The following is a 25,460-nucleotide window of genomic DNA, read 5'->3' as shown; positions in this document are numbered from 1 at the left end:
TCCTATGAAATTAGACAAACACATCTTCCAATGCCTCTTCCGGCTTGGGATAATCGCTTTCTCTCGCAAACGCGTACGCCTGATCGACCTCAAATGTCGCTTTGTTTTCCAGCTGTGCAATCGTCTCCTCTGTTACCCCACATTCATTCAATAAATAGTTGCGAAGGCGAATAATGGGGTCTTTTTGGCGAAGCAACGTCACTTCATTTTTATCCCGGTATACTTCCGGATCGCCTTGGAAATGTCCTAAATAACGGTATGTTTCAATCTCAATAATCGACGGCCCTTGTCCAGTTCTTGCACGTTCAACCGCTTCTTTCGATACGTTGTACATATCAATCGGGTCGTTGTCTTTGACATAATATCCTTTAATGCCATAGGCGGCAGCCCGTACATCATTCGAGGGAACCGCTGTAGACGCCGTTTTCGGCACAGAAATTCCATATTGATTGTTTTCAATGACAACAATGAATGGCAGTTTCCATAATGCCGCCATATTTAACGATTCATGAAACGCCCCTTGATTGGCGGCTCCTTCGCCGATAAACGCAACCGCCACCCAATCCGTCCCCCTTTTCTTGGCCGCCAGCGCCGCGCCAAGGGCATGAGGAATCCCAGCCCCAACGATCCCTCCGCAGGAAAATTTGACGTCAGGATCAAACAAATGCATATGGCCGCCCTTTCCTTTTCCCAGTCCAGTGGCTTTTCCGAAAATCTCTGCTGTCATCCGGTTCAAATCCACCCCTTTGGCAATCGCATGGTGATGCGGACGGTGAGGGGCAGTCACCGTATCTTCCTTTTTCAAGTGAACACACATCCCAGCCGCAGCCGGTTCTTGTCCAGTGGCCAAATGCATTTCCCCTGGCACCGGCCCCGCGCCGATATTAAACACAGGAGATTTCCCTTCGGCATACGCCTCCGCCATTTTGTCTTCATAGCAGCGAATTTTGTACATCGTTTCGTACATCCAAAGAAGATGATCCTTGGAAATGGCCAACTTTCTCTCCTCCTTCACTTGATTGGTACCGCTTTCATCATTTCTATAAAGCAAAAATCGTTCCAACGCTTGTTTCCTTTTCTTCGTCCGCCAAATTGTTTATCCAAAGCCGCCTTTTTGATCCAACCTAAACAAAAACAGCGACAAAGTGTTTCATTTTGTTTCACTTTGTCGCTACACTTTGATACAAAATGGGACAGTCAATACCGAATATTCCATTTATCCATTTGCCGGTAAAATGTGCTTCTCGATATGCCTAAATAACGGGCAGCTTTGGAAATGTTGCCGTTGCACTGCTTTAACGCCTCGATGATGGATTGCTTTTTTATCTCATTTCGGGAGATGTCTACGTTCTCCCTAACTTGAGGCAAGCGAAGAGGCCGAAAGATTTCTTCCGGCAGATCAGCCGCTGTCAATACCGGTTTTGCGCACTGATTCAGCACCCGTTCGATCATATTTTGCAACTCGCGAATATTTCCTGGCCAATCGTATTGCATAAGCGCCTCTAAGAAATCGGACCGTATCTCAGGAAACGGTTTATTTCGTTTGTGAGCCAGTTTTTCAATAAAATGACGGACGAGAAGCGGAATATCTTCTTTTCTTTTCCGAAGCGGCGGGAGAACAATCGGCATAACATTCAACCGGAAAAACAAGTCTTCGCGAAAGCTGCCTTTTTGCACTTCCTGGCGAAGGTCTTTGTTGGTCGCTGCGATGATTCTTACATCAACAGGGATCACTTTGTGCCCGCCAATTCTCATCACTTCCTTTTCTTGAATAACGCGCAAAAGCAACACTTGCATTTCCAAGGACATTTCGCCAATCTCATCCAAAAAAAGCGTTCCCCCATTGGCAAGCTCAAACTTTCCGGCGCTTCCCCCTTTTTTCGCTCCTGTGAATGCCCCGTCCACATATCCGAACAACTCACTGCCAAGGAGATCACGCGGTATGCCTCCACAGTTAATGGCAATAAACGGTTTGTTTCTCCGCTTGCTCTCATTATGAATCGCCTGAGCCACCATCTCTTTTCCTGTTCCGCTTTCCCCTAATATTAACACGTTGGAATCTGTCGCTGCGGCGAGCCTCGCTTCGTTCATTTTCTCAATGAAACACGGGTGTTGCCCGATCATATCCGCAAACGTGATTTTCGCTTGGTTTCCCGATAGGTGGTTGACAAACTGGCGTACCTTTTCAATTTCTTTTACAATGATCATCGATCCGATTCGTTCTTTTTTCTCGTAAATTGGAATCTTGTCAACTAACACATGGTGCACCGCGTTTGAAGGCTTGACGCTTAGATGCAGCTCTTGATTTTGCAAATGAAGCGGGTGGTTCGAACAGATAGAGGGATCATTGAAAAGATCGTCGAGCTTTTTCTCTTCCAGTTGCAGTTGTGGTATATGGAACAGCTTTTTTAACTGGTTGTTCGCCTTTACGATCTTCCCATCGCGATCGATGATTAAAATGCCTTCTTTCATATTGTTCGTTGTCGCTTCCAAAAACCGTTGCATCATCACGTTTTTTTCAGCATTCTCATGTAATTTTAGTTGGTACTCAATCGCCTTTACGGCTGATACAACCATTCCTAGCGTATGAGAGTGCACTTTTTCATAGGGTCCTGACATATTCAATACACCAATGATTCGGCCGTCGGGATCATGGATGGGGGCAGCGGAACACGTCCATGACTGGCATATTTTCGTGTAATGTTCCTCAGCAAACACTTGAATAGGACGATCAATGACGATCGATGTGCCAATGGCGTTGGTCCCCATCACTTGCTCGCTCCAATCCGCCCCCGCGATAAATCCGATTTCTTCCGCCCTCGCTAAAGGCTCGCAATCGCCAATCGACAAAAGCAACTGTCCGTTTTCATTGCACAGGATCACCAAAAATCCAGATCCTTTGACAATCGAATACAATCCTTCCATTAACGGCAATGACCAATCGATCAAGGAGCGGTACTTTTCATTGTCGATTTCTTTAATCCACCCGTACGGCCGAAACGGATCAACCATCGCTTTTTTCGACCGAAGCCAAGAGTCTCGAATCATGGGCGGCAAATCGGGATCGAGCTCGTTATGAAATACGAACTTTTCCCACATGGATTTCACCTGTTCGCGGGTCACGATCATCTTGTGTTCACCTCCGTGTTTGCCATTGTTTTTCTTTTTCTCTTCAATTTATTGATTTCCTTTTTCAACTTTATAAAAAATAACAACCGAAAAAAGCAGCCATGATGGCTGCCTTGGAAACATCTACCGCCTCGCACACGACCCCCGCTCCACAAGCCGGTGGGGAATGATGATGCGCTTGATCGGTTCATTTGGATTTTCGACTTTTTCGATTAAACTTTTCGCCGCTTCATAGCCGAGTTGGAAAATTCCGATGTCAATCGAGGTGAGCGGCGGACGCGACATTTCGGCGAGCAGCGTGTTGTTGAAGCTGATGATCGATACATCTTCCGGGACGCCGAGGCCCATTTCATCAAGCGTTTTGAGCATCCCGAGCGCCATGAGATCGTCGGCAACCACGAGCCCGGTCGGCGGCTCAGGCAAAGAAAGAAGCTCTTTCATCGCCTCTTGGCCGCCTTCCTGCAAAAATTCTTCATGGACGACATATTCCGGGCGGTACGGCAGCCCGGCTTCACTCAAGGCGGCGGCGTAGCCATTTTGGCGGTCGACGGTCACCAAATATTGCGGATTGCCGCCGACAAACGCGATGCGCTCATGGCCGTAGGCAATCAAGTAGTTCGTCGCATCTTTGCCCGCCTGGACGTTGTCGTTGTCAACGTGGGTCACTTGCTCCGTCTTTTGGTGCGGCTTGCCGATGACGACGAATGGGAAATCGTGCTTTTGCAAGTATTTCATCAGTTTATCGTTTTGACGAGAATAAAGCAAAATGACGCCGTCCACGCGCCGCCCTTGCAGCATCTCCACCACCCGTTCGTAAATATCGCTTTCTTTTTCCCCTGTCGACATTTGCAAGGCGTACCGCTTTTCATGGGCGGCTTTGCTGATGCCGCGGATGACTTCCGGGAAAAACGGGTTTTGCAGCGCTTGGTCGGCCGAGCTCGGCATGACGATGCCGATTACTTGCGTCGCTTGGCTCGCGAGGCTGCGGGCGATAAAGTTCGGATGATAGCCGAGCTCTTTCATCGCCGCGCGCACTTTTTGCTTCGTTTTCTCGCTGATGCGCGGGCTGTCGGCGATGACGCGCGACACGGTCGACGGCGCGACATTGGCCCTTTTCGCCACATCTTTAATCGTAACGGTCATAAGCCCCCTCCTTTCCATTTATTCATTGATCCGTTTTGCCCGTTTTTTCACCAAATATAAAAACAAAAGAAACAGCACGTAAACCGATACGATGGCGGCGATAAACGGGATGTTGATCCCTGTTTTCTCCCGCAGCTTGTATACTTCCGCCGTTTCGCGGTCGAGCACAAGGTCGTAGCCGTCCTCATCGCCGCGGACGAGATCGTCCAATAAAAAGCCGCGCAGTTCTTTGTTTTTTGGCAACTGGTCATTGGTGAGATGGACATGCTGCGTTTCGCTCGTATTGTTGATGGCGATGACCGTCGTTTCATCTTGATATTGCCGTTTCAACACCGCCATGCCGTCTTTTTCATACAACAGCGTAAAATCGCCGCGCCGCAATGATGGCAGCTCTTGGCGAAGCGGGCCGATTTTTTTCAAGTAATCGATGATTTCTGGATCGGCGCGGAAATCCATCAGACGGCGGTTGTCCGGATCTTGGCCGCCGTTCATGGCGATTTCGGTCCCGTAATACATGATCGGGATGCCAGGGGCGGTGAACAAATACGTCATGGCCAGTTTAATGCGTGAAATCGGGTTGTTGCGGTTGTCAATCGCGAGCTTCGTAAACCGCACGGTATCATGGTTGTCCAAAAACGACCCGAGCAAATACGGTCGGTCGTAAAACGTTTTGTTGTATTCCCAGACATCATACAGCGGGCGGAGCGAGGCATCGCGCCTCGCAAGCGACTGCTTCACCGCGCCATACAGCGGATAATCGACAAACCCGTCGATGCCATACTTCCCGTAATCGGCAATATAGCGCGGATCGTCGCTCCACACTTCACCGAGAAGGAAAAAGTCTTTTTTCACCGATTTGACTTCTTTCGCAAACTCCTGCCAAAACGATTTTGGCACGTGGCGCACTGTATCGAGCCGGTAGCCGTCAATGTCGGTCTCTTTAATCCACCATTTGGCAGCGTCAATTAAATACGTTTTGACCTCTGGATTTTCCTGCGCCAAATCAGGCAACCCATACACCCAGCCGTTTTCAAGCTGTGTTTGGTCGTTCCAGTCGAAAATCTCTTTTTTCGGGTGAAACCAATCTTTTTTCGTTGGGTCATGTAACCATGGGTGATTGTAACCGACATGGTTGGCGACAAAATCCAAAATGACTTTCATGTCGCGCTTATGCGCTTCTTTGACGAGTGTTTTCAAATCGCCCAGCGTGCCAAAGTGCGGATCGACTTGATAAAAATCTTCAATCCAATAGCCATGATAACCGCCCGGCATGTTTTTAAAAATCGGCGTCAGCCAAATGGCGGTAAATCCCATCTCCTTGATGTAATCGAGTTTCGCCGTCACCCCTTTCAAGTCGCCGCCGAAATACCCTTTCGGATCGTTCACATTCACGTTCTGGTCGTTTGTCGGATCCATATTGTTAAACCGGTCGACCATAATGAAATAAATGGCTTCATCTTGCCACGTCCGTTCTTCTTTTTCCGCCGCCGCAGCCGGCATGGCATAAAAAAGAAGGAACGGAAGGACGAGCAGCATAAAGAGCCGGTTCCCCATTTCCATTCCTCCCTTCCCGATTCATTTGCTCGTTCGGAAACGGGTAAGCCCCCCTATTCTATGATAGCGGTTCTTACCCTTTTGTGCCACCAGCCGTTAAGCCAGAAATCAAATACCGCTGCAGGAACAAAAAGACGATGGCAATCGGGGCGGCGATCAAAATCGAGCCGGCGGCAAAGCGGGTGAAGTTGTTCGCGAACCGGTCGCTGATAAAGTTGAACAGCCCGACCGCCAGCGTAAATTTGTCCGGATCGCGCAAGACGATCGACGGCAGCAAAAAGTCGGTGAACGGCGCCATAAAGTTGAACAACGCGACAACGGCCAAAATCGGCTTGGCCAAAGGCAGCATAATGCGGAAAAAGACGCCGAAGTGGCCGGCACCGTCGATGCGCGCCGCCTCATCCAGCTCGCGCGGAATCGTATCAAAGTAGCCTTTGACCAGCCACGCGTTAAACGGGATTTGCCCCCCGACGTAAATAAGAATGAGCCCCCAAAGCGAATCGAGCAAATGGAGCATATTGAGCAAAATATAGATCGCCACCATCGCCATGAGCGACGGAAACATTTGCAACACTAAAAACAAATACAGCCCCGTTTTCCGCCCGACGAATTTGTAGCGCGAAAACGCATAGGCGATGAGCGCCGTGAAAAAGACAGATAACACCGCATTGGCCGCCGCGACAAACAAGCTGTTTTTATACCAAAGCAAATAATCGCTGTTCGGACTGGTAAACAACCACTTATAGTGCTCAAACGACCACTTCTCCGGGATGAGCGACGCCGAATACAGGCTCGTTCCTGGATTGAGCGACATACTGATTGCCCAAAGGAGCGGATAGGCGATGACGATAAACATGAAAGCGATAAACAAATAAATAAGCGCTACTTCCACGTGCGATTTCCATTTGCGGTTCATCAAATGTTCCCCTCCTCTTTAAAGGAACGGGTGCGCCGGAACTGGTAAATGGCAAACCCGCTGACGATCAAGCCGATGATGAGCGAGATCGCCGCCGCCATATTGTAGTTGTTCGTCGTGAACGTCAAATCGTACACCCATGAAATGAGGATGTCCGTTCCACCGGCGTTTTGCCCGCGCACCGCAGGCCCCCCGTCGTTGAACAAATAGATGATGTTAAAGTTGTTGAAGTTGCCGGCGTATTGCATAATCAACAGCGGTGCGGTCGCATACAGGACGTGCGGCAGCGTGATCGATTTGAACTTTTGCCAGCGCGTCGCCCCGTCGATGTCGGCCGCTTCGTACCAGTCGCGGGAAATGCTTTGCAAAACGCCGGTAAACAGCGCAAAGACGAACGGGAAGCCAAGCCACGTTTGAATCAAAATAAGCGCCACTTTTGTCCAAAACGGATCGGTCATCCACGGGACCGACAACCCAAACAAACTCAACACTTCACGGTTGATGGCGCCGAATTTGTCGTTAAACATCGCCGCAAACACTAAAATTGTAACAAACGCCGGCACGGCCCACGGCAAAATGAGCACCGTGCGGATGAAACGCTTGAACTTGATGCGCGGGTCGTTGACAAGAAGCGCCAACAACAGGCCAAGAGCGATTTGCGCCGTCGTCGCCACCACGGTCCAAACGATCGTCCAGGCGAGGACGCTGAAAAACGTGCTTTTCCAAATCGGAATCGACACTAAGTTTTTGAAATTTTCCAATCCAACCCAGTTCAATAAATGCCGCGGCGGCGAGTGGTACAAGTTGTAGTCGGTAAAGGCGAGCGACACCATAAACAACAGCGGCAGCACGACGATAAACAACAGCATCACAAGCCCGGGCGTGACAAAGATGTACGGAAATCCTTTATCCCAAGCGTTGCGGCACGATTCCCACAGCGACGGAAACGGTTCGCCCCTTTGCCGGCGGCGGGCGTCGTTGCGTGCATCAATGATGTTCGCAATATGCAGGGCGGCGGCAAATGCGATGATGATGACCGACATCAACCCTTGAATCAACAGAAAAATCGAATGATCCAACATCGGGATTTCGCCAAGCGTCACAAGCCCCCACAGCCCGATGTTTAAAAAGTTGTAAAACGTCAGCAAAAACGAAGCTTCAATGATGATGAACAAGATGCCTTTGACATACCGGCGGTTGTACAACTGCCCAAGGCCGGCAAACAACAAAGACAGCGCCATCGCCACCGCCGGCCGATGGCGGACGTTTGCTTCCGGCATCCGAACTCCCCCCTATTGTATGGATAAGAATGGTGGATAGGGCTGATCCTATCCACCACGATATCACGCGTTATTTTCCAGCGCCGCTGGCGGCGATTTTATCTTGAATCGTTTTGACCGCCTCACCGAGCACCGCTTTCGGGTTGTCGCCTTTCGCGATAAATTGCAACGCATTGCCCATCGGCTCCCACACTTGCGACATTTCCGGCACGTTCGGCATCGGCTCGCCGTATTGGATTTGCTCCGCAAAACCGGCGATCAGCGGGTCGTTCGTAATTTTCTCATTCGTCAACGCTTTTTCGTTCGCCGGCATTTCGCCCGCCACTTCATAGTAATGAAGCGAATTTTCTTCGTTCGTGACAAACTTCATGAAGTCGACCGCCCATTCTTTGTTTTGCGAATAGGCGGAGAGCATCCATGTTTTTACGCCGACGAACGATTTCGGATGCTCGCCGTTGTCCAAAACCGGCAGCGGCGCTGTCGCCAATTTGTCGCCCAACGCTTCTTTATACGACGCGATGTTCCATGGTCCGGTGATGGCAACGGCCACATTTCCTTTCGTAAACAGCCCGTTCATAATATCGCCGGTGATTTCTTTCGGAATGTAGCCGTTTTTAAACCACGATTGGACGAGCTCGGCTCCTTTGACGGCTCCATCATTCGCGAGCCCAATGTCGCTTATGTCGTATTTGCCGTTTTCATTTTTAAACACATAGCCGCCATAGCCGGCGAAGAACGGATAAACGAAATAGAAATTCGCCGCTTCCATTAAAAAGCCGTATTGGTCTTTGGCCGCATTCGTTTTTTCCTTGGCGATCTTCATCAAGTCATCCATCGTTTTCGGCGCTTCCGGCACTAAATTTTTATTGTAGAACACGCCGTATGTTTCAACGACCATCGGCACGCCATACGTCTTTCCGTCATAGGTGACCGCGTTGATGGCCGTCGGACTGTACTCGCCTTTCGCATCGCCAAGGTCGACTGGATCGGCCAATCCTTGCAGCACAATGTCGCCGATGCGGTCATGCGGTTGATAGAACACGTCCGGCCCTTTGCCAGCCGGTCCGTCGAGCGCCAGTTTTTTCGTTTGGTCGAGCATGCTGACGGCTACCATTTCGATTTTGATTCCCGTTTTTTCTGTGTACTTTTGAAAAATATCCTTTAACGCTTGTTTTTGTTTTTCATCATCGTTCACCCATACGACGAGTTTCTCTGGCTTTTTGTCCTGTTCTGCCGTCTTTTGGTCGTTTCCTTTCGGCTGCTGGACATCGCGCTTAGGACCGCAGGCACCCAGCACGCCAATCAACAACACGGCCATGAGAAATAAAGATAACGCTTTTCTCATAATCCCCCTCCTGTCATCATGACGGAATCTTAGCGGTACAATCATAAGGCAAACGTTTGCACAAATAAATTTTAATCCTTCCTATGAAAACGATTGCACCACTCATCTCCATTATAACGCCTATTTTTCATTTTACAAGCCTTTTTTCTATAAAATTTGACTTTTCTTTTCTCTTAACGTACTTTTTATTATAGCGAAGCATTAATGCAAACGATTGCTTCAGATAACAAAGGAGGAAAAAGCGAATGAGGAAAGAAGCCATCCACCACCGCTCAACCGACAATTTCGCTTACGCTTATGACAGCGAGACGCTCCATCTCCGGCTTCAAACAAAGAAAAATGATGTCGACCACGTCGAGCTGCTTTTTGGCGACCCGTACGAATGGCACGATGGCGCCTGGCAGTTTCAAACGATGCCGATGCGGAAAACGGGGAGCGACGGGTTGTTTGACTATTGGCTCGCCGAAGTCAGACCGCCATATCGGCGGCTGCGCTATGGGTTTGTGCTTCGAGCTGGGGGCGAACAACTGGTCTATACGGAAAAAGGATTTTACCATGAAGCTCCGAGTGACGACACCGCTTACTACTTTTGCTTTCCCTTTCTTCATCGGGTCGACCTGTTCCAAGCGCCGGGCTGGGTAAAAGACACCGTATGGTATCAAATTTTCCCTGAGCGGTTCGCCAACGGCAACCCGGCCATCAGTCCGGAAGGAGCGCGGCCGTGGGGAAGCGAAGACCCAACGCCGACAAGTTTTTTTGGGGGGGATTTGCAAGGAATTATCGACCATCTCGATTACTTGGCTGACCTTGGCATCACCGGCCTTTACTTGACGCCGATTTTCCGCGCGCCGTCGAACCATAAATACGACACCGCTGATTATTTTGAAATCGACCCGCACTTTGGGGACAAAGAGACGTTGAAAACACTTGTCAAGCGCTGCCATGAAAAAGGGATCCGCGTCATGCTCGATGCAGTCTTCAACCATTGCGGCTATGAGTTTGCCCCGTTTCAAGATGTGCTGAAAAACGGCGCAGCCTCTCGGTATAAAGATTGGTTCCATATTCGCGAGTTTCCGCTCCAAACCGAGCCGCGCCCGAACTACGACACATTTGCGTTCGTGCCGCACATGCCGAAACTCAACACCGCTCATCCGGAAGTGAAGCGCTACTTGCTTGATGTCGCGACATACTGGATTCGCGAGTTTGATATTGACGGCTGGCGGCTCGATGTGGCGAACGAAATCGATCATCAATTTTGGCGCGAATTCCGGCAGGCAGTGAAGGCGCTAAAGCCCGATGTGTACATTCTCGGCGAGATTTGGCATGACGCCATGCCTTGGCTGCGCGGCGACCAGTTTGACGCCGTCATGAACTACCCGTTCACGGACGGGGCGCTTCGCTTTTTCGCGAAAGAGGAAATCAGCGCCCGCCAGTTTGCCGATATCATGATCCGACTTCTTCATTCGTATCCGAAACAGGTGAACGAAGCGGCATTCAACTTGCTTGGCAGCCATGATACACCAAGGCTGCTTACGGTTTGCGGCGGCGACGTCCGCAAAGCGAAGTTGTTGTTTTTGTTCCAGCTGACGTTCACCGGTTCGCCGTGCATTTACTATGGCGATGAGATCGGCATGACGGGCGGAAACGATCCGGAGTGCCGGAAATGTATGGTGTGGGATCCGGAGCACCAAAACCGCGAACTGTTGGCGCATGTCAAGCGGCTGATTGCGCTAAGGAAGCAGCACCGGGCGCTCCGGCGCGGAGATGTCTCCTTTCTTTCCGCCGACGACAACCCTAACCATCTCGTGTATGAAAAAATTGACGGCGCTGAAACCGTGCTCGTCATCATCAACCGAAGCAATGATGCCGCCGACATTCCGCTCCCGCTCGACCTTCGCGGAAAATGGCTTGTTGACCTCTTGACCGGAGAGCGGTTTGCGGCCGAGGCGGAAACGCTTTGCGCCTCTTTGCCTCCGTATGGGTTTGTGCTCTATAAAGTTGAAAGCTGGTAAGATGGCGCAGCCATGTGTTGCTTTGATCACAAACCGGTGCAGCGGTTCGCTGCGCCGGTTTTATGTACGCCTAGCCATGCGCCGGTATTCGGTCGGGGTCATCCCTTCCATCTTTTTGAATACACGCGAAAAATACGCGCCATCATCAATGCCGACCCGCTTGGCAACCGCCTCGACTGTTTCATTCGTTTCCGCAAGCCATTGCTTGGCTTTCGACAGGCGGTAATACGTCAAATAACGGCTAAATCCCATGCCCATCGTTTTTTGCATACAGCGGGTGATGTAATCGGGATGAAAACGGAGCCCTTTCGCAAGCATTTCGAGCGTAATCGGCTCGTTGAAATGTCGTTCGATGTACGCCACCGCCGCCGCACTGACTTGTTCCGCTGCACTTGGGACGGACAGCTCCTGCTTTTGCAAGTGCCAAAGAAATTCCACAAACAAAAGCAGCTGTCGGAGCGGCCGGTCCATATCCCGCTCCACGTTCGGCTCGACAAGTTGGGCGAGCAGCTGTTCGGCGCGCTCCCGTTGTTTCAGCTCCCCATATTGACGGATCGAAAGCCGGTATTGGATTGGCTCAGTGTACGTCGCCTCTTTTTCCATCACCGTTTGCCGGCTCGCCGGGCAGTCCGGAGCAACCGTGTAGTCCGGCAGCAAAAAGTGCAGCCAAACAAGCTCCGTTTTCTCTTCACACGGGCGGTGTCCGTAATGTTCGCGGCCGGGGATCAACAGCAAATATTGCCCGCTGCCGATGGCAAACTCGCGCCCGTTTTCCGTCATATACAAACAGCCTTGTTTCACATACAGCAAGTCAAATACGGTAAACGTGCGGCGAAAATGCCGTTTTCCTTTTGGAAATACGCTTTCCGCCCCTTTAATAAACACCGGCAGCGGTGGCAGCGAAAACGTAACATAATGCATTGTCCCCTCTCTCCTTGTCGGAAATGTGCAAGTGAAATCGCTTCTTTCTCTTTCCATTATGCAGCAAACTAGCTAAACTGAGTATATCGTTCAAGTCGGAATTTGAAAAAGGAGTTGTCTCAATATGCGCCAAGAGGCAAAAACATGGTCACTGTTCTCATTAACGTGGCCGATTTTTATTGAAACGTTGCTTTATATGGTCATGGGCAACGCTGATACACTTATGCTCAGCCAGTACTCGGATCATGCGGTCGCCGCCGTCGGGGTGGCGAACCAAATCATCGCGTTAACGATCGTGCTGTTCAACTTCGTTGCCTTGGCGACCGCCGTACTTGTCGCCCAATATTTAGGTGCCCGGCGGGAACAAGAGGCCATTGAAGTGTCGCTCGTTTCCCTTGCTGCCAACTTGCTGTTTGGTCTGTTGGTAAGTGCCATTCTTGCCGCGTTTAGCCGGCCGATTTTGCGGCTGATGGGGCTGCCGGCTGAGCTGTTTGACGAGGGGAGCAGCTATTTGGCGATTGTCGGCGGGTTTTTGTTCATCCAAGCGCTGATGATGACGGTCGGCGCCATCTTAAAAAGCTACGGCTTTACACGTGATACGATGTATGTCACGATCGGCATGAATGTACTCAATGTCATCGGAAACTACTTCCTTATTTTCGGCTCATTTGCTCTTCCTCCTCTTGGGGCGGAAGGAGCTGCTATTTCAACAGCAGCCAGCCGGTTGGCCGGCTTTGTTGTGCTCGTTGCCTTATTGCGCAAACGAACAGGTATTGCACTCGCGCCGCGTGCCTTTTGCGCCCTGCCGTTTCGCCACTTTCGTTCGCTATTGAAAATCGGTGTGCCGTCAGCCGGCGAGCACCTTTCCTACAATACAGCGCAAATGGTGATCACCTATTTGATTACGTGGCTGGGCGCCGAGGCGCTAACGGTACGAGTGTATACGCAAAACATTATGATGTTCGTCTTTTTGTTCGGCATCGCCATCAGCCAAGGGACGCAAATCCTTGTCGGCCATTTTGTTGGCGCCGGGCGGTATGAGGAAGCGTACGCCCGTTGTTTAAAAAGTTTGTACAGCGCCATTGGCATGTCCGTGTTGCTTGCTACAGCCGCCTATTGGTTCGCCGAACCGCTGCTCTCCTTCTTTACTGATGACGCGTCGATGATTGGGCTTGGGCGCAAACTGTTGCTTTTAACCATCATCCTTGAGCCGGGGCGGTCGTTTAATCTCGTCATCATCGGCTCGTTGCGGGCAGCCGGAGATGTGCAATTTCCGGTCTATATGGGCATTTTGTCGATGTGGGGCGTCGGGGTCACAGTGGCATACATCTTCGGCATTGCCCTTGGGTTTGGCCTTGTCGGCATTTGGCTGTCGTTCATCGCCGACGAATGGTTGCGCGGACTGTTGATGCTTCGGCGCTGGCAGTCGCGCGTCTGGATGAAAAAGACGGTGGCGCCGCAAGCGAAAATGGCATGAAGCCTCCCGCCACGAAAATAAGAGCTGCGCATCAGCGCAGCTCTTATTCTTTAATATGAATGCCGTAATGGTCAAACCAAACGTGCACTTGGCCAAGGTAGGCAAGCAGTTGCGGACCGGTCATCAGCTGTCCAAACCAAGGCACCTCGAATGACTTCCCTTCCGATTCAACGAGCGCCGTCAACTTTTCCGCGTCAAAAAACTCGTGTAAAATCGAAGAACGGTCGCGAAGCAGCTGTTCAAGCCATTGCTTCACCAGCTTCGTATACAATGGATGATGCGTTTTCGGGTACGGGCTTTTTTTCCGATAGAGCACCTCCTCCGGAAGCAGCCCTTCCAACGCCTTGCGCAAAATGCCTTTTTCGCGGCCGCCGTACATTTTCATTTCCCAAGGGATATTCCAGACATATTCCACAACCCGATGATCGGCAAACGGCACACGCACTTCCAAGCTCGCTCCCATGCTCATCCGGTCTTTTCGGTCAAGGAGCGTCGTCATAAACCAAATCATATTTAAATAAAACAGCTCGCGCCGCTTCGCTGCTTCCGCACTTTCCCCTTCCAGGCGCGGCACTTCGGCAATCGTCTGTTCATAGCGCATTTGCACGTAATCGTCGAGGCGGAGCTTTTGCCGCCATTCTTCCTTTAACAACCCGATGCGCGCCTCAATCGAGCGCATCCATGGAAATCCTTTGCGCGCCAAATCGTCCGGGCGATGAAACCATGGGTAGCCGCCAAAAATCTCATCGGCGCATTCTCCAGACAAACTGACGACAAACTGCTCGCGAATTTGTTTGCAAAACCAAAGAAGCGAAGAATCGACATCGGCCATGCCTGGAACGTCGCGGACGATGACGGCTTCATGCAAATGGCGGAACAGTTCTTCTTGCGTGATCACGCAGCGATGATGAACCGTTTGAAATTTGTTTGACACCTGTTCGATAAATGGCGCATCCGTGTTTGGTTGAAAATCGTTGGCTTTGAAATACTGGTCGTTTCCTTCATAATCGATCGAGTAGGTGTGCAGCGGCCCTTTTCCATCTGCCGCGAAAGCATTGGCGGCAATCCCTGTAATGGCGCTTGAATCGACTCCACCGGATAGAAATGTGCAGACCGGCACATCGGAAACGAGTTGGCGCGTGACCGCATCCGTCAATAGAAAGCGCAGCTTTTCGACCGTTTCCTCGAACGAATCGCGGTGGACGTCGCTTTCGACATTCCAATACCGCCAAATGCGAAGCCCGCTGCGAGAGAACGTGAGCGCATGTGCCGGGCGCAGCTCTCGAATGCCGTCAAACACACCGTGCCCCGGTGTGCGCGACGGTCCGAGGCCGAACACTTCGGCGAGTCCTTCATAATTGACTTCTGCCTTTACATCGGGATGGGCCAAAATGGCTTTCACTTCCGAGCCGAACAGCAGCCCCCCGCCATCTTCTCGATAAAACAAAGGTTTTACTCCGAGACGGTCGCGCGCCATAAATAACAGCTCGCGCTCCCCATCCCAAACGGCGAAGGCAAAAATGCCGTTGAGCCAATCGACGCATTTCTCCTTCCATTCCATATATGCGGCAAGCAACACTTCTGTATCGGAATGACCATCAAATCGATAGCCTTGGCGCAACAGTTCCTTGCGAATGTCTTCCGTATTATACAGCTCGCCGTTATAGACGATCGTATAACGATGTCCGTTTTTTTGCCGGACCATCGGTTGTTTGCCGCCAGCCGGATCCACGACGACAAGCCGTTTATGGCCGAAGGCGACATGAGTGTCCAGCCACGTATTTGTATCATCCGGTCCACGTTTGGCGAGCGTCTCTGTCATGCTGTCAATGACCGTCCGCTCGCGGCGCAAATTGCGCCCGAAATGGACCCAGCCAGTGATGCCACACATACGAACCAATCCTTTCTTTCATCGAAAATGGCAAATGAATCTGTTCCGTTCCACCGTTCTTTTTCCTTGCGGCCGCTCCCGGTGATCGCCTTCTCCGCATCGGCATGATTCCATTCTATGCACCCCCCGTCATTTCGATGAATTGTCCGATGCCGCTCTCCACACGAATAAATGAGCAAAAAAATGGAAAAACAGAGGAGTACAAGGAGGATGAGAGACTTTGAACATCGAAGAACGATTGCAATGCATTGTGGAACAACCGCGGGCGTATGTGTATGGGACAGTGGAGTTCGTCAACAATGAATGGATCTTTTTCGACGACGAAGAAGAGGAAGCCTCTTTAGTAGAAGAAATTGCCGAGCAAGGCATCGAATGGTTTCATTGCGGACATTGGCTGTCCGGGCAATGGCAGGATCAGGGCGCGGTCGCCACGGATCTTGGCGTCTTTCCCCTCGAAAACGGCGATCGCATCCGTTTCCGCAAACGGCTGACTTATGCCTATCAACAATGGCTCGCCGCGCTTCCTGATTCAACCTTTTTCCAGTTTGTTCAATGGCTGAACAGCCTCGGATTTTCGCTGTATGACTGCTTATATTGCTACAACGGCCTATTGTTTGCCAAATCGTCTGGCGTGAATTTCATCATTTATGACAACACCGAACAAATTGGAAGCATCCACCATTATTACGAGCGCGGACGGGCGTCAAGCGACCGTTTTGAAATCACATTAAACAGCGGTGAGCGAGCCATTTGCGCCCAAATCGGCTGAATCGCCTGTTGATCCTCACGTCGTCGAAGTCCAACGGCGAGCTGTCAATGTTTTTTTAACGGCCATCCTTCCGCCCGAAGCGAAGCCTAGCAGCCGTTTTGCTTCAGGCGGAGTGCCGACGGGCGACAGCTGTCAACCGACGCGGGCGGGGGATCACTTTTGCTTTTCCGTCACATACTGCATCACTTCTTCAGCGAGAAGCGGCGGACAAAACACGTATCCTTGCGCATACGTGCATTGCAAATCGCGAAGCCGGTTGAGCTGTTCCGGCGTTTCCACCCCTTCGGCGATCGTCTCAAGCCCCAACCCGTGTCCCATCGTAATCATCGCCTTGACAATGGCCTCATCGGAAGCGTTGGCATGCAATTGTTCAATAAAGGCACGGTCAATTTTCAATATTGTCGCTGGCAACCGCTTTAAATAATGGAACGAGGAATATCCGCTGCCGAAATCATCGACGGCGATGCCGACGCCAAGCTTCCTCAACTCGTCCATTGTCCGCATCGTGCTGGACAGATAACGGAGCATCGAATGTTCGGTCAATTCGAGATGCAAACAGGACGGAGACAAACGTGACTGCTTAAGCGCTTGTTTTACATTGTCTACAAACCGCTCGTGTTGAAACTGGACAGGGGAGACGTTGACAAAAATGGAAAGCCGGTTATTTCCTGTCATTTCCTGCCATTGTTTCGTCTGTCTGCAGGCGGTTTTCAGCACCCAGCGCCCAATCTCATGAATCAACCCGGTCTCTTCCGCCAAAGGGATGAATTCATCCGGCCGCACAAGCCCAAGCTTCGGGTGGCGCCAGCGAATCAGCGCCTCCGTCGCCTTCACCGCACCCGTATGTACGTCTACAATTGGTTGGTAGCAAAGAAATAATTCATTCTCTTCGATCGCCCTGCGCAAATGTCCGCCCATTTCCAATCGGTGCATTGCTTCTTCGTTCATTTGCGCGCAGTAGCGCTCCACTCGGTTGCCGCCGCCTTTTTTAGCCATGTTGACAGCCATATCGGCGTGCCTAAGGAGCGCATGTTCGTCCTCTCCGTCATCTGGAAACATCGCTAGACCAACGCTTGCTGTAACGAAAAATTCCTTTCCATCGTACACAATCGGCCGCGCCACTTCGCGCACGATGCGGAGCGCCGCTTCCGTCGCCGCCTGGACCTCTGTTTTGAGCGGAAAAAGCAAACAAAACTTGTCGCCATGAAATCGGCCAAGCTCCGCACTAGGCGGCAAGACGCGGCGAATGCGCTCGACAAGCTGGCGCAAAATGTCATCTCCGGCGTAATGGCCGACGCTGTCGTTAATCCATTTAAACCGGTCCAAATCGATCAAAGCAACTGCCATCTTTCGTCGCTTCTGCTTGGCTTTGTCCAGCTGTTCGGAAAACAATTCCATCCACTTTGCCCGGTTGGGCAAGTTCGTATCGATGTCGTAATATGCTAAATAAGAGATTTTCTCTTCCGCCTTTTTTTGCTCGGTAATGTTGCGTCCGATTCCGTAAATGCCGACCTTTTTGCCATCCACAATGATGGGAATGTTTTTCATTTGAAACAAAAGCCGTTCTCCCGACTTCGTCGGAATTTCCAAGTTATACGTTTGGATATTCCCCCGCAGCGCTCGGTAAAAATAGCGGGTGACGCGGGGAATATCATTCGGATGAATATACTTGAGCGAATTCGTATACAAAATCTCTTCTTTCTTGTAACCGAGCACTTGCTCAAAAGCGGGGTTGACGCTTGTCAAACGGCCGTGCAAATCTGTGGAATAGACAATGTCCGTGTTATGCTCAAACAACGATTTGTAGCGTTGCTCCGACATTTGCAGGCGGACGTGCAGCCGCTCCATGTCGCGGGACGATGTTGACATGAGCTGCGCCAATGTCATCATCCCTTCTGGCGGCGATGACCACGGTGACAGTAGGCCGCTCTCCGCCGAGGCCGCTGTTTCCGCCAGCGAAATGGCCGCAAATGCGGCCGGCCGCACCGCCGTATACGCATCTTTCACCAACACCTCGACGGCCGGAAACAGCGCTGCCTGTCCAAACACCGCAGCCACACCGTCAAACAGCGGGCGCGTATACCCACTCAGCGCCGCACTGTAGTAAAGCAGCATTCCTTCTGCTGGTTGCTTGGCTGTTTGCATCGCCACATCACGCGCGCTCCAGTAAAGGGACGCGGCATGAATATAAGCAAATCGCACCTTTTCTCCGTTATGGACATGGCCCCTTACGGCAACCGAGCCATCCTGGTTGACAGCGACAATCGGCAGGCAGACATCGCGTCCGTTCCGTTCGATAAGAAACGGAAATTCCATCCCAGAAAATGGAAGGTGTTCGATAAACTCTTTTCCTAAATACCGTTCCAAATAGCTCGACGCTTTTTGCCCGTTTAGCTCGTCAATCTGCTGATCGCGGCTTTTCGTGATGGAAAACGCCAAGCCAATCGGCTCCCATAAAAACGGTGCGGCACAGTGGCCGCGAAGCGCTGTTCCACTGAAAGAGACGGCGATTCCTCCGCGCTCAAGCCGACCGTCGGGCGAAAATAACACGCTGCCCTCGGGAAGCGCGCAGCCGATGATAACCATTCGTTCGTTTGCAAGCGGCAAATGGCGAAGCAAGGGCGGCAAAGCCGAGCGGTGATTCGTAAACAACAAAAGCAACGTCGTATCGTGACGAACGACCGCCTCCGCGATCAACGCCGCCAATCCATCCGGGCGGTCAAACTCATCAGCTGGCAGCGCCAACGACGAAACGGTTGAAGACGTCATCGACGCGACGCCAACAGCGAGATTCGCCTCCCCGGCCATTGGCAGCGGCCCTGCCATCCCAACCATATGGGCGTGCGGCCAACGACGGGCTAACGCGGCGGCCGCATGGCGCACTGCTGCCTCATCATTGCCCGCGATTTGGACAAACAACGGCTCATCCAAGGAAGAACTATGCTCCCTGAGCAAATGATCCAGCTCCTCGGCGCGGCGGCAGCAGAACCAACGCATAAACGATCATGCCCCCCTCCGCTGACCAATCGGGTCAGAAAATTCAAAAAAATGACATTTCTTTTACCATACCATATTTTCATCTTCAACAAAAGCGGCAACCAATAGAAGGCTGCCGCTTCGCTTTAGAATAAGTCAAAACCAAGCGGCAGCAGCAAACCAAGAAACAGCGTCACCGCAAGGGCAATGACCCATTGCGTCCATCTTGCCGCCGCGCTTTTCCCTTTTTTTTCAGCTGCTAAAACCATTTCCATCGCTCCGATCACCCACAGCCCGGCAAGCGCCTTTAGCCAATAAAGCGCAGATATCGAAGCAATGCTATGCAGCAAAAGCAGGCCCGTCACGATCGTGAGAATGTAAAACAGCCGCAACACCATTTGCACAATCTTGGCTTTGCCCGCCCCTTGCCGCTCCATCGACACCGCAAGGAAAAATAAAACAATCGTGATGAGCCAGCTCGTAATATGGGCATGCGTCAACGTCCATCCCTCCAACCATTCCTTGTTCCTTCCCATCATAGCACGGCGGGCGGACGGTTGACAAACTTCACGAAAACGAAAGACGCCCTTTCTTTCAAGAGGACGCCTTTCGAACATCAATGGGAGCTTCCTCACTTTCGCCGTTTACTCTCCCACTTTGTTGCGCAGCGTGCCGATGCCTTCCACCGTCACCTCAATGACATCACCCGTCTGCAAAAAGCGCGGCGGGTTCATCCCTTTGCCGACTCCAGCCGGCGTTCCTGTAGCGATGATGTCACCCGGCTCAAGCGTAATGCCTTTTGAGATCGTCTCGATGATCGATTCAATGGAAAAAATCAATTGTTTCGTGTTGGCTTGCTGGCGCACTTCGCCATTGACCCGTGTCTCGATGCGCAAATCGTTTGGATTTGGCACAAATTTGCTTGGCACGATCCATGGCCCCATCGGGCAACATGTATCCAAGCTTTTGCCGAGAAAATATTGTTGGTGCCGCTCCTGCAAATCTCTTGCTGTCACATCGTTGATGATCGTGTATCCAAATACGTAATCAAGCGCGTCTTCGCGGCGGATCGCCCGCCCTTGTTTGCCGATGACCACCGCCAGCTCCCCTTCATAGTCCATTTCATCCGTGACATCGGCATGGCGCAAAATCGTTTCCTCATGACCGATGACCGTTGTCGGCGCTTTCGTGAAGACGATCAAATGCTCCGGCACATCGGCGCCGCCGAGCTCCAGCGCGTGATCAACATAGTTTTTGCCGATGCAAAAAATGTTTTTCGCCGGCCGTGGGATCGGGGCCAAAAGACGGACATCACTGAGGCGATAAACGTACTCCGGTGCCGGGTGGCGCAGCGCCCAGTCAACTACTTCTTGTGCTCGGGTGAAAAACGCCTCCCCTTGGGCAATCGCCTCAAGCATAGTCGTCGGCATCGTCTCCGTCCCATCCATCGTCCGTTCGGCGCGGCGCAAATGAACCGCCCGGTCGTCTCCTTGCGGCACGGCTCCGACAAACGTTTCTCCATCGAAAAGTGCGGTGATCAGTTTCATCGTGTCTCTCTCCCTTTCTTTGTTATGCAGCGGACGCTTCGTGAGCTCTTCTCTCCCATCCGCCTTCGCCATTTTGGCGCGTTGAGGATGATATTCGCCATCGAGGCGAAAAAGTCCTGTTTTTGTAGAATTTTGTCTAAATTAGGAAATTTATCACTTATTTTCCCGAATCACTTTCTTTTTTCGTCGTGATATGTATAATAATCTTTAGTTTCCACTAGGGCATCGATTGCGACTTTCGTCATGCAACAAACGTCTTGCATCGACGCGGCATGCCTCAACCAACATTTCAAACGAATTGATGGTGAAGGAAATGGTTCTGTTGCAAATTGAAGAAAAACGACAACAAATGATCGAATTGGCGCTCACTTATGGGTTCACGGCCAAAGAGACGATCGAATGCAGCCAAGAGCTTGACCAATTGATCAATCAATATTTGCAGCAAACGAGGATTTTTGAATCGCCTTCCCCGTCCGTTCAGTAAGCGGGGGTTTTTATTGCCCCGGCCGGCGGCGAAACGGCGGCCGCGTTCCGTATGTCCCCCACCTCCACATCCACTCAACCGGGCCATAATGAAAACGCGCAAACCAAAAGCGGCTTATCCACACTTGAGTTGCATACAAGGCAAACGCAATCAACATCTCCTGCCATGCGCTTGTGCGTCCGTACCACCCAAGCCCATAACCGTAAAACAGCGACGTGCAAACGAGCGATTGCGCGAGGTAATGGGTGAGCGACATTTTCCCGACGTCTTGCCACCACCGCCAAGCGCGCTGCCAACTTGGTTTCCCGCAGATAAACACGGCTGCCGCCGCGTAGAACACCGCCAAAGCGGCGCCTCCGAAGCTGTCTTGGATGTACATTGTCAAGTCGTTGGCCGCAGCCCAATACGGAATTGTTTTCAGTGCTAAACCAAAACATAGCGCCCACCTCATCAGGCGGCGCAGCTTCGCAGGCGAGTGACGGTCGGCTTCAAGCCAACGTTGGTCGGCGGCATAGCCGCCAAGCAAACAAAACGGCAGCACGGTCAACACCGTAAGCAAAAGCCCTCCATCGCCGTTGATATACATCCAGTCGTTCCACCGTTGCCAAAACACGTCACGAAACGTTCCGTTTCGATAATGGCGAACCGCCGCGGCCGCCGCGGTCTCGTGGCCGCCGGCTGTCTCCATTTCTCCGGCCAATACATTGAGAGTTAACAACAGCGCCATGAGGCCGTGAAAAAGAAAAAAGACGGCAACAGCCGCCGTCCGCCACCAACGAGGCGGGGCGGCGAAAAAGAAAAGCATGATGAACCCGGCGAGGGCGTAGGGGATTAAAATATCGCCAAACCAAAGGCCAAACGCATGAGCAATGCCGATCCCAAGCAAAAGAAAGAAGCGGCGCAAAAGAATCGGAATCGGCCGCTCCCCGCGGCTTTGGAGCCGGCGGAACATCATCACGGCGCCAAAGCCGAATAAAAAGGCAAACAGCGGATACGCGCTCGCTTCAAACAACACATCCACGACGGCAACGAAAACTCGGTCAAAATCACTGCCCTTGACGCCGTCGTCGTATAACGCCGGCGAGGAAAAATAACGCATGTTGACAAGCAAAATGCCGAGCAAGGCGAATCCACGCAACACATCCGCTGCGGCGATTCGCTCGGTCGATCTGATCATCGCTTTCTCCCTTCTTTCTACCGCCTAGCCGTCTGCGCAATCGGCGACGCCTTACGACCTTGCCGGCACGCCCGCCGCCTTATCCATTTCATTCGATGCGCTCTCCTCTGCCCGTCTGAAGGCGCATGCCTGTATCATCAGTTGACATAGCGGCCCGATTTTCCAATTGCATCCCAATATTGGCGGCGCAAGTGTACTTTCTGAATTTTTCCGGAGGCTGTTTTCGGCAGCTCATCCACAAACGTTACACCCGTGATCGCTTTGAAGTGGGCCAATTTTTCCCGCGAAAAGGCGATCAGCTCCTCTTCGCTCACCGTATGCCCGGGTCGAACGACGACGAACGCATGCGGCGTTTCCCCCCATTTTTCATGCGGCACGGCGATGACGGCCGCTTCAAGCACAGCCGGATGCTCATAAAGCGCTCCTTCGACTTCAATCGACGAAATATTTTCCCCTCCGCTAATAATAATATCCTTTTTCCGGTCGACGATATCAATATGCCCGTATTCATCGACGGTCGCCATATCGCCGGTATACAGCCAGCCGTCGCGGATCGTTGCGGCGGTCGCTTCTTCGTTTTTCCAATATCCTTTCATGACGCCATGGCTGCGGACAATCACCTCACCGATCGCCCGTCCATTCTTCGGCACTTCCTCTCCATTCTCGTCGACGACTTTCACCTCGCAGCCGATCATCGGATAGCCGGCTTTTGCTTTCAGCCGCTGCTTTTGTTCGGCAGGCAGTCCGTCAAGCTGTGGACGAATGAGCGAAATCGTGCTGAGCGGAGACGATTCGGTCATGCCGTACACCTGGATAAACTCCCAGCCGAGCTTTTCCTCAACGCGTGCGACAAACGCCGGCGGCGGCGCAGAACCGGCGATGACGACCCGCACGCCTTCCGGGACATCTGGTTGATATTGCTCATAATATTGCAGCAACATATTGAGCACAGTCGGAGCCATATGCATAACCGTCACCTGATGTTCCTTGACAAGATCAAAAATGACTTTCGGATCGACTTTACGCAAACCGATTTGCGTTGCCCCGTTGGCGGTGTAATAAAACGGAGCCCCCCAGCCGTTGACGTGGAACATCGGCAACACATGCAAATACGTATCGCGGTCGGACACACGCAAATGGTGCATCGTCACAAGCGCATGCAAATAGTTGTTCCGATGCGTCAGCATGACTCCTTTTGGGTTGCCTGTCGTCCCGCTTGTATATAGCAAGCTGCATATATCGTTCTCATCGATCATCGGGCGCGGAACCGGCGCTGACGACTGGGCGGCGAGCCATTCTTCGTAAGCGGTTTCATCAATCGCCGCCTCTGTTTTATGGTGGACAATGATCTCCTCGACCGTTTCAAGCTTGTTTTTGACCGGTGCAATCAGCCCGTACAGCTCCTGATCCACAAACAACACTTTCGTTTCGCTGTGATTCAAAATAAAAACGTAATCATCCGGTTTCAGCCGCGTATTCAGCGGCACCATCACCCCTCCCACTTCAAACACACCGTAAAACCCTTCGAGCATCTCGAGCGTGTTGGGCGCCAAGTACGCCACGCGGTCGCCTTTGCGAACGCCAAGCCCCCGCAGCTCGTTGGCAAGCCTCGACACTCGTTCGCCAAGCTCACGATACGTCACCGTCCGCCCCGAACAAATCATGGCTGTCTTGTCCCCATAGAGAGCCACGGCGCGATCGAAAAAGTGATGGAGCACGAGCGGCGCATTCATTCTCCCATCCCCCTGTTTTATGTTTTAGAAAATTCACAATTGTATTATATAACAAAGATGGCATAAAGAAAAAGAGGGCCGTCCCAAAAGTCGTAAAATGACTTTTGAAGTCAGCCCTCTTTCTTGGATAGTCCACTCCATTGCGCCAAAAAAGAACCTGGTTTCTTCTTTTTTCCAAAAACGAACGCTAGGGGAGTCGTCTCGACAATAGCTAGTTATTTCCTTTCACCCCGGCGTCCAAGACATCCGGATCGACCGTATTCGTGACGCTGCAAAACGTATTCGTTTGCAAGAAATCGCCAGTATTGCCGCCGCCGGCACCTGAGTTTGACTTCGTGGTGCTTTTCGGAGCGATTTGCAGCACATCGCCCATGTTGACAGTGCCATTGCCGCTTACGTTCGTCACTTTGATCCCACCAATGACGATTGCTGGCATCCCCTTTCCCCTTCCTTTCTGCCCGTTCCCTTTCTTTATCATACGCGGGAGCTGCTTTCCTCAATTGGACTCTCACCCCGCATTGAACCGTTTTTTCTCCGTTTTCATACAATAACGATAGCGACACGACGAAAAAGGAGGGGGCTCTTCATGCCTTCATTTATCAGCGGTCCAATTAAAATCACCCATGTCAGCGGCGACGGCACGGTGAATTTCGGCGACGTCTTGCAAATCACACCAAAGAGCACGTTGAAATCCAATACCGGCTCAGGCGGCGGCAACAACGGGGACTTCCTGCAGACGAATACGTTCGTCAGCTTTACAAACACCGGCGATCCGGATGTGTTCGACTCAAATAATGCCGCCAACAATTAAAGCGAACGTTTCGCAGCTTGCGCCCATACACTAGTATCAACGAAGAAAACAAGGAAGGGAGCATGCCCACATGCCGGCTTTTGTCGGAGTCGTCAAACTGAACAGCATCGGAAGCAGCGGCGTGTTCCATATTGGCGATGTGTTTGCGATTTCCCCGCAAAGCGTGACGAAAACGTTCGCTGGCGCCGGTTCGTTTAACACCGGCGACGGGCTTCATATCTATAACTATTACAGCAATACCAATACGAATGACGCCGATGTCGCCGATGAAAATATCGTCGGAAACGTTTGAAGG

General features: G+C 51.6%; 21 protein-coding genes. 6 read left to right on the top strand and 15 right to left on the bottom strand.

The features are described 5' to 3' along the window. Positions 1–10: 10 nt before the first annotated feature. The 7 genes from ABS784_RS06725 to ABS784_RS06695 all read right to left on the bottom strand — a co-directional run bounded on the left by ABS784_RS06725 (position 11) and on the right by ABS784_RS06695 (position 9,367). The gene (locus tag ABS784_RS06725; protein ID WP_011230213.1) at positions 11–997 is read right to left on the bottom strand and encodes a thiamine pyrophosphate-dependent dehydrogenase E1 component subunit alpha; all 987 of its coding nucleotides are present in this window, start codon (positions 995–997) and stop codon (positions 11–13) included. A 200-nt stretch (positions 998–1,197) separates the two neighbouring features. After that, positions 1,198–3,129 carry a sigma-54-dependent Fis family transcriptional regulator gene (locus ABS784_RS06720; RefSeq protein ID WP_021322533.1) on the bottom strand — a complete coding sequence of 644 codons (1,932 nt, stop codon included), beginning with the start codon at positions 3,127–3,129 and terminating at the stop codon, positions 1,198–1,200. A gap of 123 nt (positions 3,130–3,252) precedes the next feature. Next, complete coding sequence (locus ABS784_RS06715) at positions 3,253–4,272, bottom strand: LacI family DNA-binding transcriptional regulator (RefSeq protein WP_021322532.1); 1,020 nt, start codon at positions 4,270–4,272, stop codon at positions 3,253–3,255. 18 nt (positions 4,273–4,290) lie between these two features. Then, positions 4,291–5,826 carry an alpha-amylase family glycosyl hydrolase gene (locus tag ABS784_RS06710; protein ID WP_014195044.1) on the bottom strand — a complete coding sequence of 512 codons (1,536 nt, stop codon included), beginning with the start codon at positions 5,824–5,826 and terminating at the stop codon, positions 4,291–4,293. A 73-nt stretch (positions 5,827–5,899) separates the two neighbouring features. Then, the gene (locus ABS784_RS06705; protein ID WP_352511859.1) at positions 5,900–6,742 is read right to left on the bottom strand and encodes a sugar ABC transporter permease; all 843 of its coding nucleotides are present in this window, start codon (positions 6,740–6,742) and stop codon (positions 5,900–5,902) included. Continuing rightward, positions 6,742–8,022 carry a carbohydrate ABC transporter permease gene (locus ABS784_RS06700; protein WP_328092128.1) on the bottom strand — a complete coding sequence of 427 codons (1,281 nt, stop codon included), beginning with the start codon at positions 8,020–8,022 and terminating at the stop codon, positions 6,742–6,744. Before ABS784_RS06700 ends, ABS784_RS06705 begins: the two co-directional genes overlap by 1 nt. 70 nt (positions 8,023–8,092) lie before the next feature. Beyond that, on the bottom strand, positions 8,093–9,367 hold the full coding sequence (locus tag ABS784_RS06695) for a sugar ABC transporter substrate-binding protein (RefSeq protein WP_352511857.1): 1,275 nt from the start codon (positions 9,365–9,367) through the stop codon (positions 8,093–8,095). A gap of 245 nt (positions 9,368–9,612) precedes the next feature. Here ABS784_RS06695 and ABS784_RS06690 point away from each other — a divergent pair, with 245 nt between their 5' ends. Continuing rightward, complete coding sequence (locus tag ABS784_RS06690; RefSeq protein WP_352511855.1) at positions 9,613–11,379, top strand: alpha-glycosidase; 1,767 nt, start codon at positions 9,613–9,615, stop codon at positions 11,377–11,379. A 60-nt stretch (positions 11,380–11,439) separates the two neighbouring features. Here ABS784_RS06690 and ABS784_RS06685 read toward each other — a convergent pair whose 3' ends face one another. Further along, on the bottom strand, positions 11,440–12,300 hold the full coding sequence (locus tag ABS784_RS06685; RefSeq protein ID WP_011230205.1) for an AraC family transcriptional regulator: 861 nt from the start codon (positions 12,298–12,300) through the stop codon (positions 11,440–11,442). Positions 12,301–12,424: 124 nt separating this feature from the next. On the opposite strand from ABS784_RS06685, the gene ABS784_RS06680 reads away from it, so the two are divergent. Then, positions 12,425–13,777, top strand: a complete 1,353-nt coding sequence (locus ABS784_RS06680) for an MATE family efflux transporter (protein ID WP_352511852.1) — start codon at positions 12,425–12,427, stop codon at positions 13,775–13,777. A gap of 43 nt (positions 13,778–13,820) precedes the next feature. Here the strand turns inward: ABS784_RS06680 and asnB are convergent, their stop codons facing one another. After that, on the bottom strand, positions 13,821–15,668 hold the full coding sequence (asnB, locus tag ABS784_RS06675; RefSeq protein WP_352511851.1) for an asparagine synthase (glutamine-hydrolyzing): 1,848 nt from the start codon (positions 15,666–15,668) through the stop codon (positions 13,821–13,823). Between the two features lie 220 nt (positions 15,669–15,888). Here asnB and ABS784_RS06670 point away from each other — a divergent pair, with 220 nt between their 5' ends. After that, the gene (locus tag ABS784_RS06670; RefSeq protein ID WP_352511849.1) at positions 15,889–16,437 is read left to right on the top strand and encodes a DUF2777 domain-containing protein; all 549 of its coding nucleotides are present in this window, start codon (positions 15,889–15,891) and stop codon (positions 16,435–16,437) included. A 153-nt stretch (positions 16,438–16,590) separates the two neighbouring features. Here ABS784_RS06670 and ABS784_RS06665 read toward each other — a convergent pair whose 3' ends face one another. The 3 genes from ABS784_RS06665 to ABS784_RS06655 all read right to left on the bottom strand — a co-directional run bounded on the left by ABS784_RS06665 (position 16,591) and on the right by ABS784_RS06655 (position 20,960). Continuing rightward, entirely contained in the window at positions 16,591–19,434 is a 2,844-nt protein-coding gene (locus tag ABS784_RS06665) for an EAL domain-containing protein (protein WP_352511848.1), read from the bottom strand. Between the two features lie 125 nt (positions 19,435–19,559). After that, positions 19,560–19,913 carry a YisL family protein gene (locus tag ABS784_RS06660; RefSeq protein ID WP_011230200.1) on the bottom strand — a complete coding sequence of 118 codons (354 nt, stop codon included), beginning with the start codon at positions 19,911–19,913 and terminating at the stop codon, positions 19,560–19,562. 144 nt (positions 19,914–20,057) lie between these two features. Then, a complete protein-coding gene (locus tag ABS784_RS06655) occupies positions 20,058–20,960 on the bottom strand; it encodes a fumarylacetoacetate hydrolase family protein (RefSeq protein ID WP_014195032.1) in 903 nt (300 codons plus the stop codon). A 313-nt stretch (positions 20,961–21,273) separates the two neighbouring features. On the opposite strand from ABS784_RS06655, the gene ABS784_RS06650 reads away from it, so the two are divergent. Beyond that, the gene (locus ABS784_RS06650; RefSeq protein WP_011230198.1) at positions 21,274–21,444 is read left to right on the top strand and encodes an aspartyl-phosphate phosphatase Spo0E family protein; all 171 of its coding nucleotides are present in this window, start codon (positions 21,274–21,276) and stop codon (positions 21,442–21,444) included. 10 nt (positions 21,445–21,454) lie between these two features. Here ABS784_RS06650 and ABS784_RS06645 read toward each other — a convergent pair whose 3' ends face one another. From ABS784_RS06645 to ABS784_RS06635, 3 genes are all read right to left on the bottom strand, one after another. Then, entirely contained in the window at positions 21,455–22,621 is a 1,167-nt protein-coding gene (locus ABS784_RS06645) for a DUF418 domain-containing protein (protein ID WP_023633948.1), read from the bottom strand. 137 nt (positions 22,622–22,758) lie between these two features. Continuing rightward, positions 22,759–24,354 carry a fatty acid--CoA ligase gene (locus tag ABS784_RS06640; protein ID WP_352511845.1) on the bottom strand — a complete coding sequence of 532 codons (1,596 nt, stop codon included), beginning with the start codon at positions 24,352–24,354 and terminating at the stop codon, positions 22,759–22,761. A 211-nt stretch (positions 24,355–24,565) separates the two neighbouring features. Beyond that, on the bottom strand, positions 24,566–24,790 hold the full coding sequence (locus ABS784_RS06635) for a spore germination protein (protein WP_011230195.1): 225 nt from the start codon (positions 24,788–24,790) through the stop codon (positions 24,566–24,568). 150 nt (positions 24,791–24,940) lie between these two features. Here ABS784_RS06635 and ABS784_RS06630 point away from each other — a divergent pair, with 150 nt between their 5' ends. Continuing rightward, a complete protein-coding gene (locus ABS784_RS06630) occupies positions 24,941–25,165 on the top strand; it encodes a spore germination protein (RefSeq protein ID WP_011230194.1) in 225 nt (74 codons plus the stop codon). Between the two features lie 70 nt (positions 25,166–25,235). Then, positions 25,236–25,457, top strand: a complete 222-nt coding sequence (locus ABS784_RS06625) for a spore germination protein (RefSeq protein WP_014195027.1) — start codon at positions 25,236–25,238, stop codon at positions 25,455–25,457. Positions 25,458–25,460 lie beyond the last annotated feature (3 nt).

Source organism: Geobacillus sp. G4 (genome assembly GCF_040327975.1).
Lineage (GTDB): Bacteria > Bacillota > Bacilli > Bacillales > Anoxybacillaceae > Geobacillus > Geobacillus thermoleovorans.
Note: the sequence above shows the minus strand (reverse complement) of the source record. Positions and strands in the feature narration are given on the sequence as shown.

Coding starts and splice junctions, on each gene's coding strand:
- ABS784_RS06680 (WP_352511852.1), top strand. CDS start 12,425: ATGCGCCAAGAGGCAAAAACATGGTCACTGTTCTCATTAACGTGGCCG.
- ABS784_RS06705 (WP_352511859.1), bottom strand. CDS start 6,742: ATGAACCGCAAATGGAAATCGCACGTGGAAGTAGCGCTTATTTATTTG.
- ABS784_RS06650 (WP_011230198.1), top strand. CDS start 21,274: ATGGTTCTGTTGCAAATTGAAGAAAAACGACAACAAATGATCGAATTG.
- ABS784_RS06720 (WP_021322533.1), bottom strand. CDS start 3,129: ATGATCGTGACCCGCGAACAGGTGAAATCCATGTGGGAAAAGTTCGTA.
- ABS784_RS06645 (WP_023633948.1), bottom strand. CDS start 22,621: ATGATCAGATCGACCGAGCGAATCGCCGCAGCGGATGTGTTGCGTGGA.
- ABS784_RS06635 (WP_011230195.1), bottom strand. CDS start 24,790: ATGCCAGCAATCGTCATTGGTGGGATCAAAGTGACGAACGTAAGCGGC.
- ABS784_RS06665 (WP_352511848.1), bottom strand. CDS start 19,434: ATGCGTTGGTTCTGCTGCCGCCGCGCCGAGGAGCTGGATCATTTGCTC.
- ABS784_RS06700 (WP_328092128.1), bottom strand. CDS start 8,022: ATGCCGGAAGCAAACGTCCGCCATCGGCCGGCGGTGGCGATGGCGCTG.
- ABS784_RS06695 (WP_352511857.1), bottom strand. CDS start 9,367: ATGAGAAAAGCGTTATCTTTATTTCTCATGGCCGTGTTGTTGATTGGC.
- asnB (WP_352511851.1), bottom strand. CDS start 15,668: ATGTGTGGCATCACTGGCTGGGTCCATTTCGGGCGCAATTTGCGCCGC.
- ABS784_RS06630 (WP_011230194.1), top strand. CDS start 24,941: ATGCCTTCATTTATCAGCGGTCCAATTAAAATCACCCATGTCAGCGGC.
- ABS784_RS06715 (WP_021322532.1), bottom strand. CDS start 4,272: ATGACCGTTACGATTAAAGATGTGGCGAAAAGGGCCAATGTCGCGCCG.
- ABS784_RS06690 (WP_352511855.1), top strand. CDS start 9,613: ATGAGGAAAGAAGCCATCCACCACCGCTCAACCGACAATTTCGCTTAC.
- ABS784_RS06625 (WP_014195027.1), top strand. CDS start 25,236: ATGCCGGCTTTTGTCGGAGTCGTCAAACTGAACAGCATCGGAAGCAGC.
- ABS784_RS06640 (WP_352511845.1), bottom strand. CDS start 24,354: ATGAATGCGCCGCTCGTGCTCCATCACTTTTTCGATCGCGCCGTGGCT.
- ABS784_RS06655 (WP_014195032.1), bottom strand. CDS start 20,960: ATGAAACTGATCACCGCACTTTTCGATGGAGAAACGTTTGTCGGAGCC.
- ABS784_RS06710 (WP_014195044.1), bottom strand. CDS start 5,826: ATGGGGAACCGGCTCTTTATGCTGCTCGTCCTTCCGTTCCTTCTTTTT.
- ABS784_RS06685 (WP_011230205.1), bottom strand. CDS start 12,300: ATGCATTATGTTACGTTTTCGCTGCCACCGCTGCCGGTGTTTATTAAA.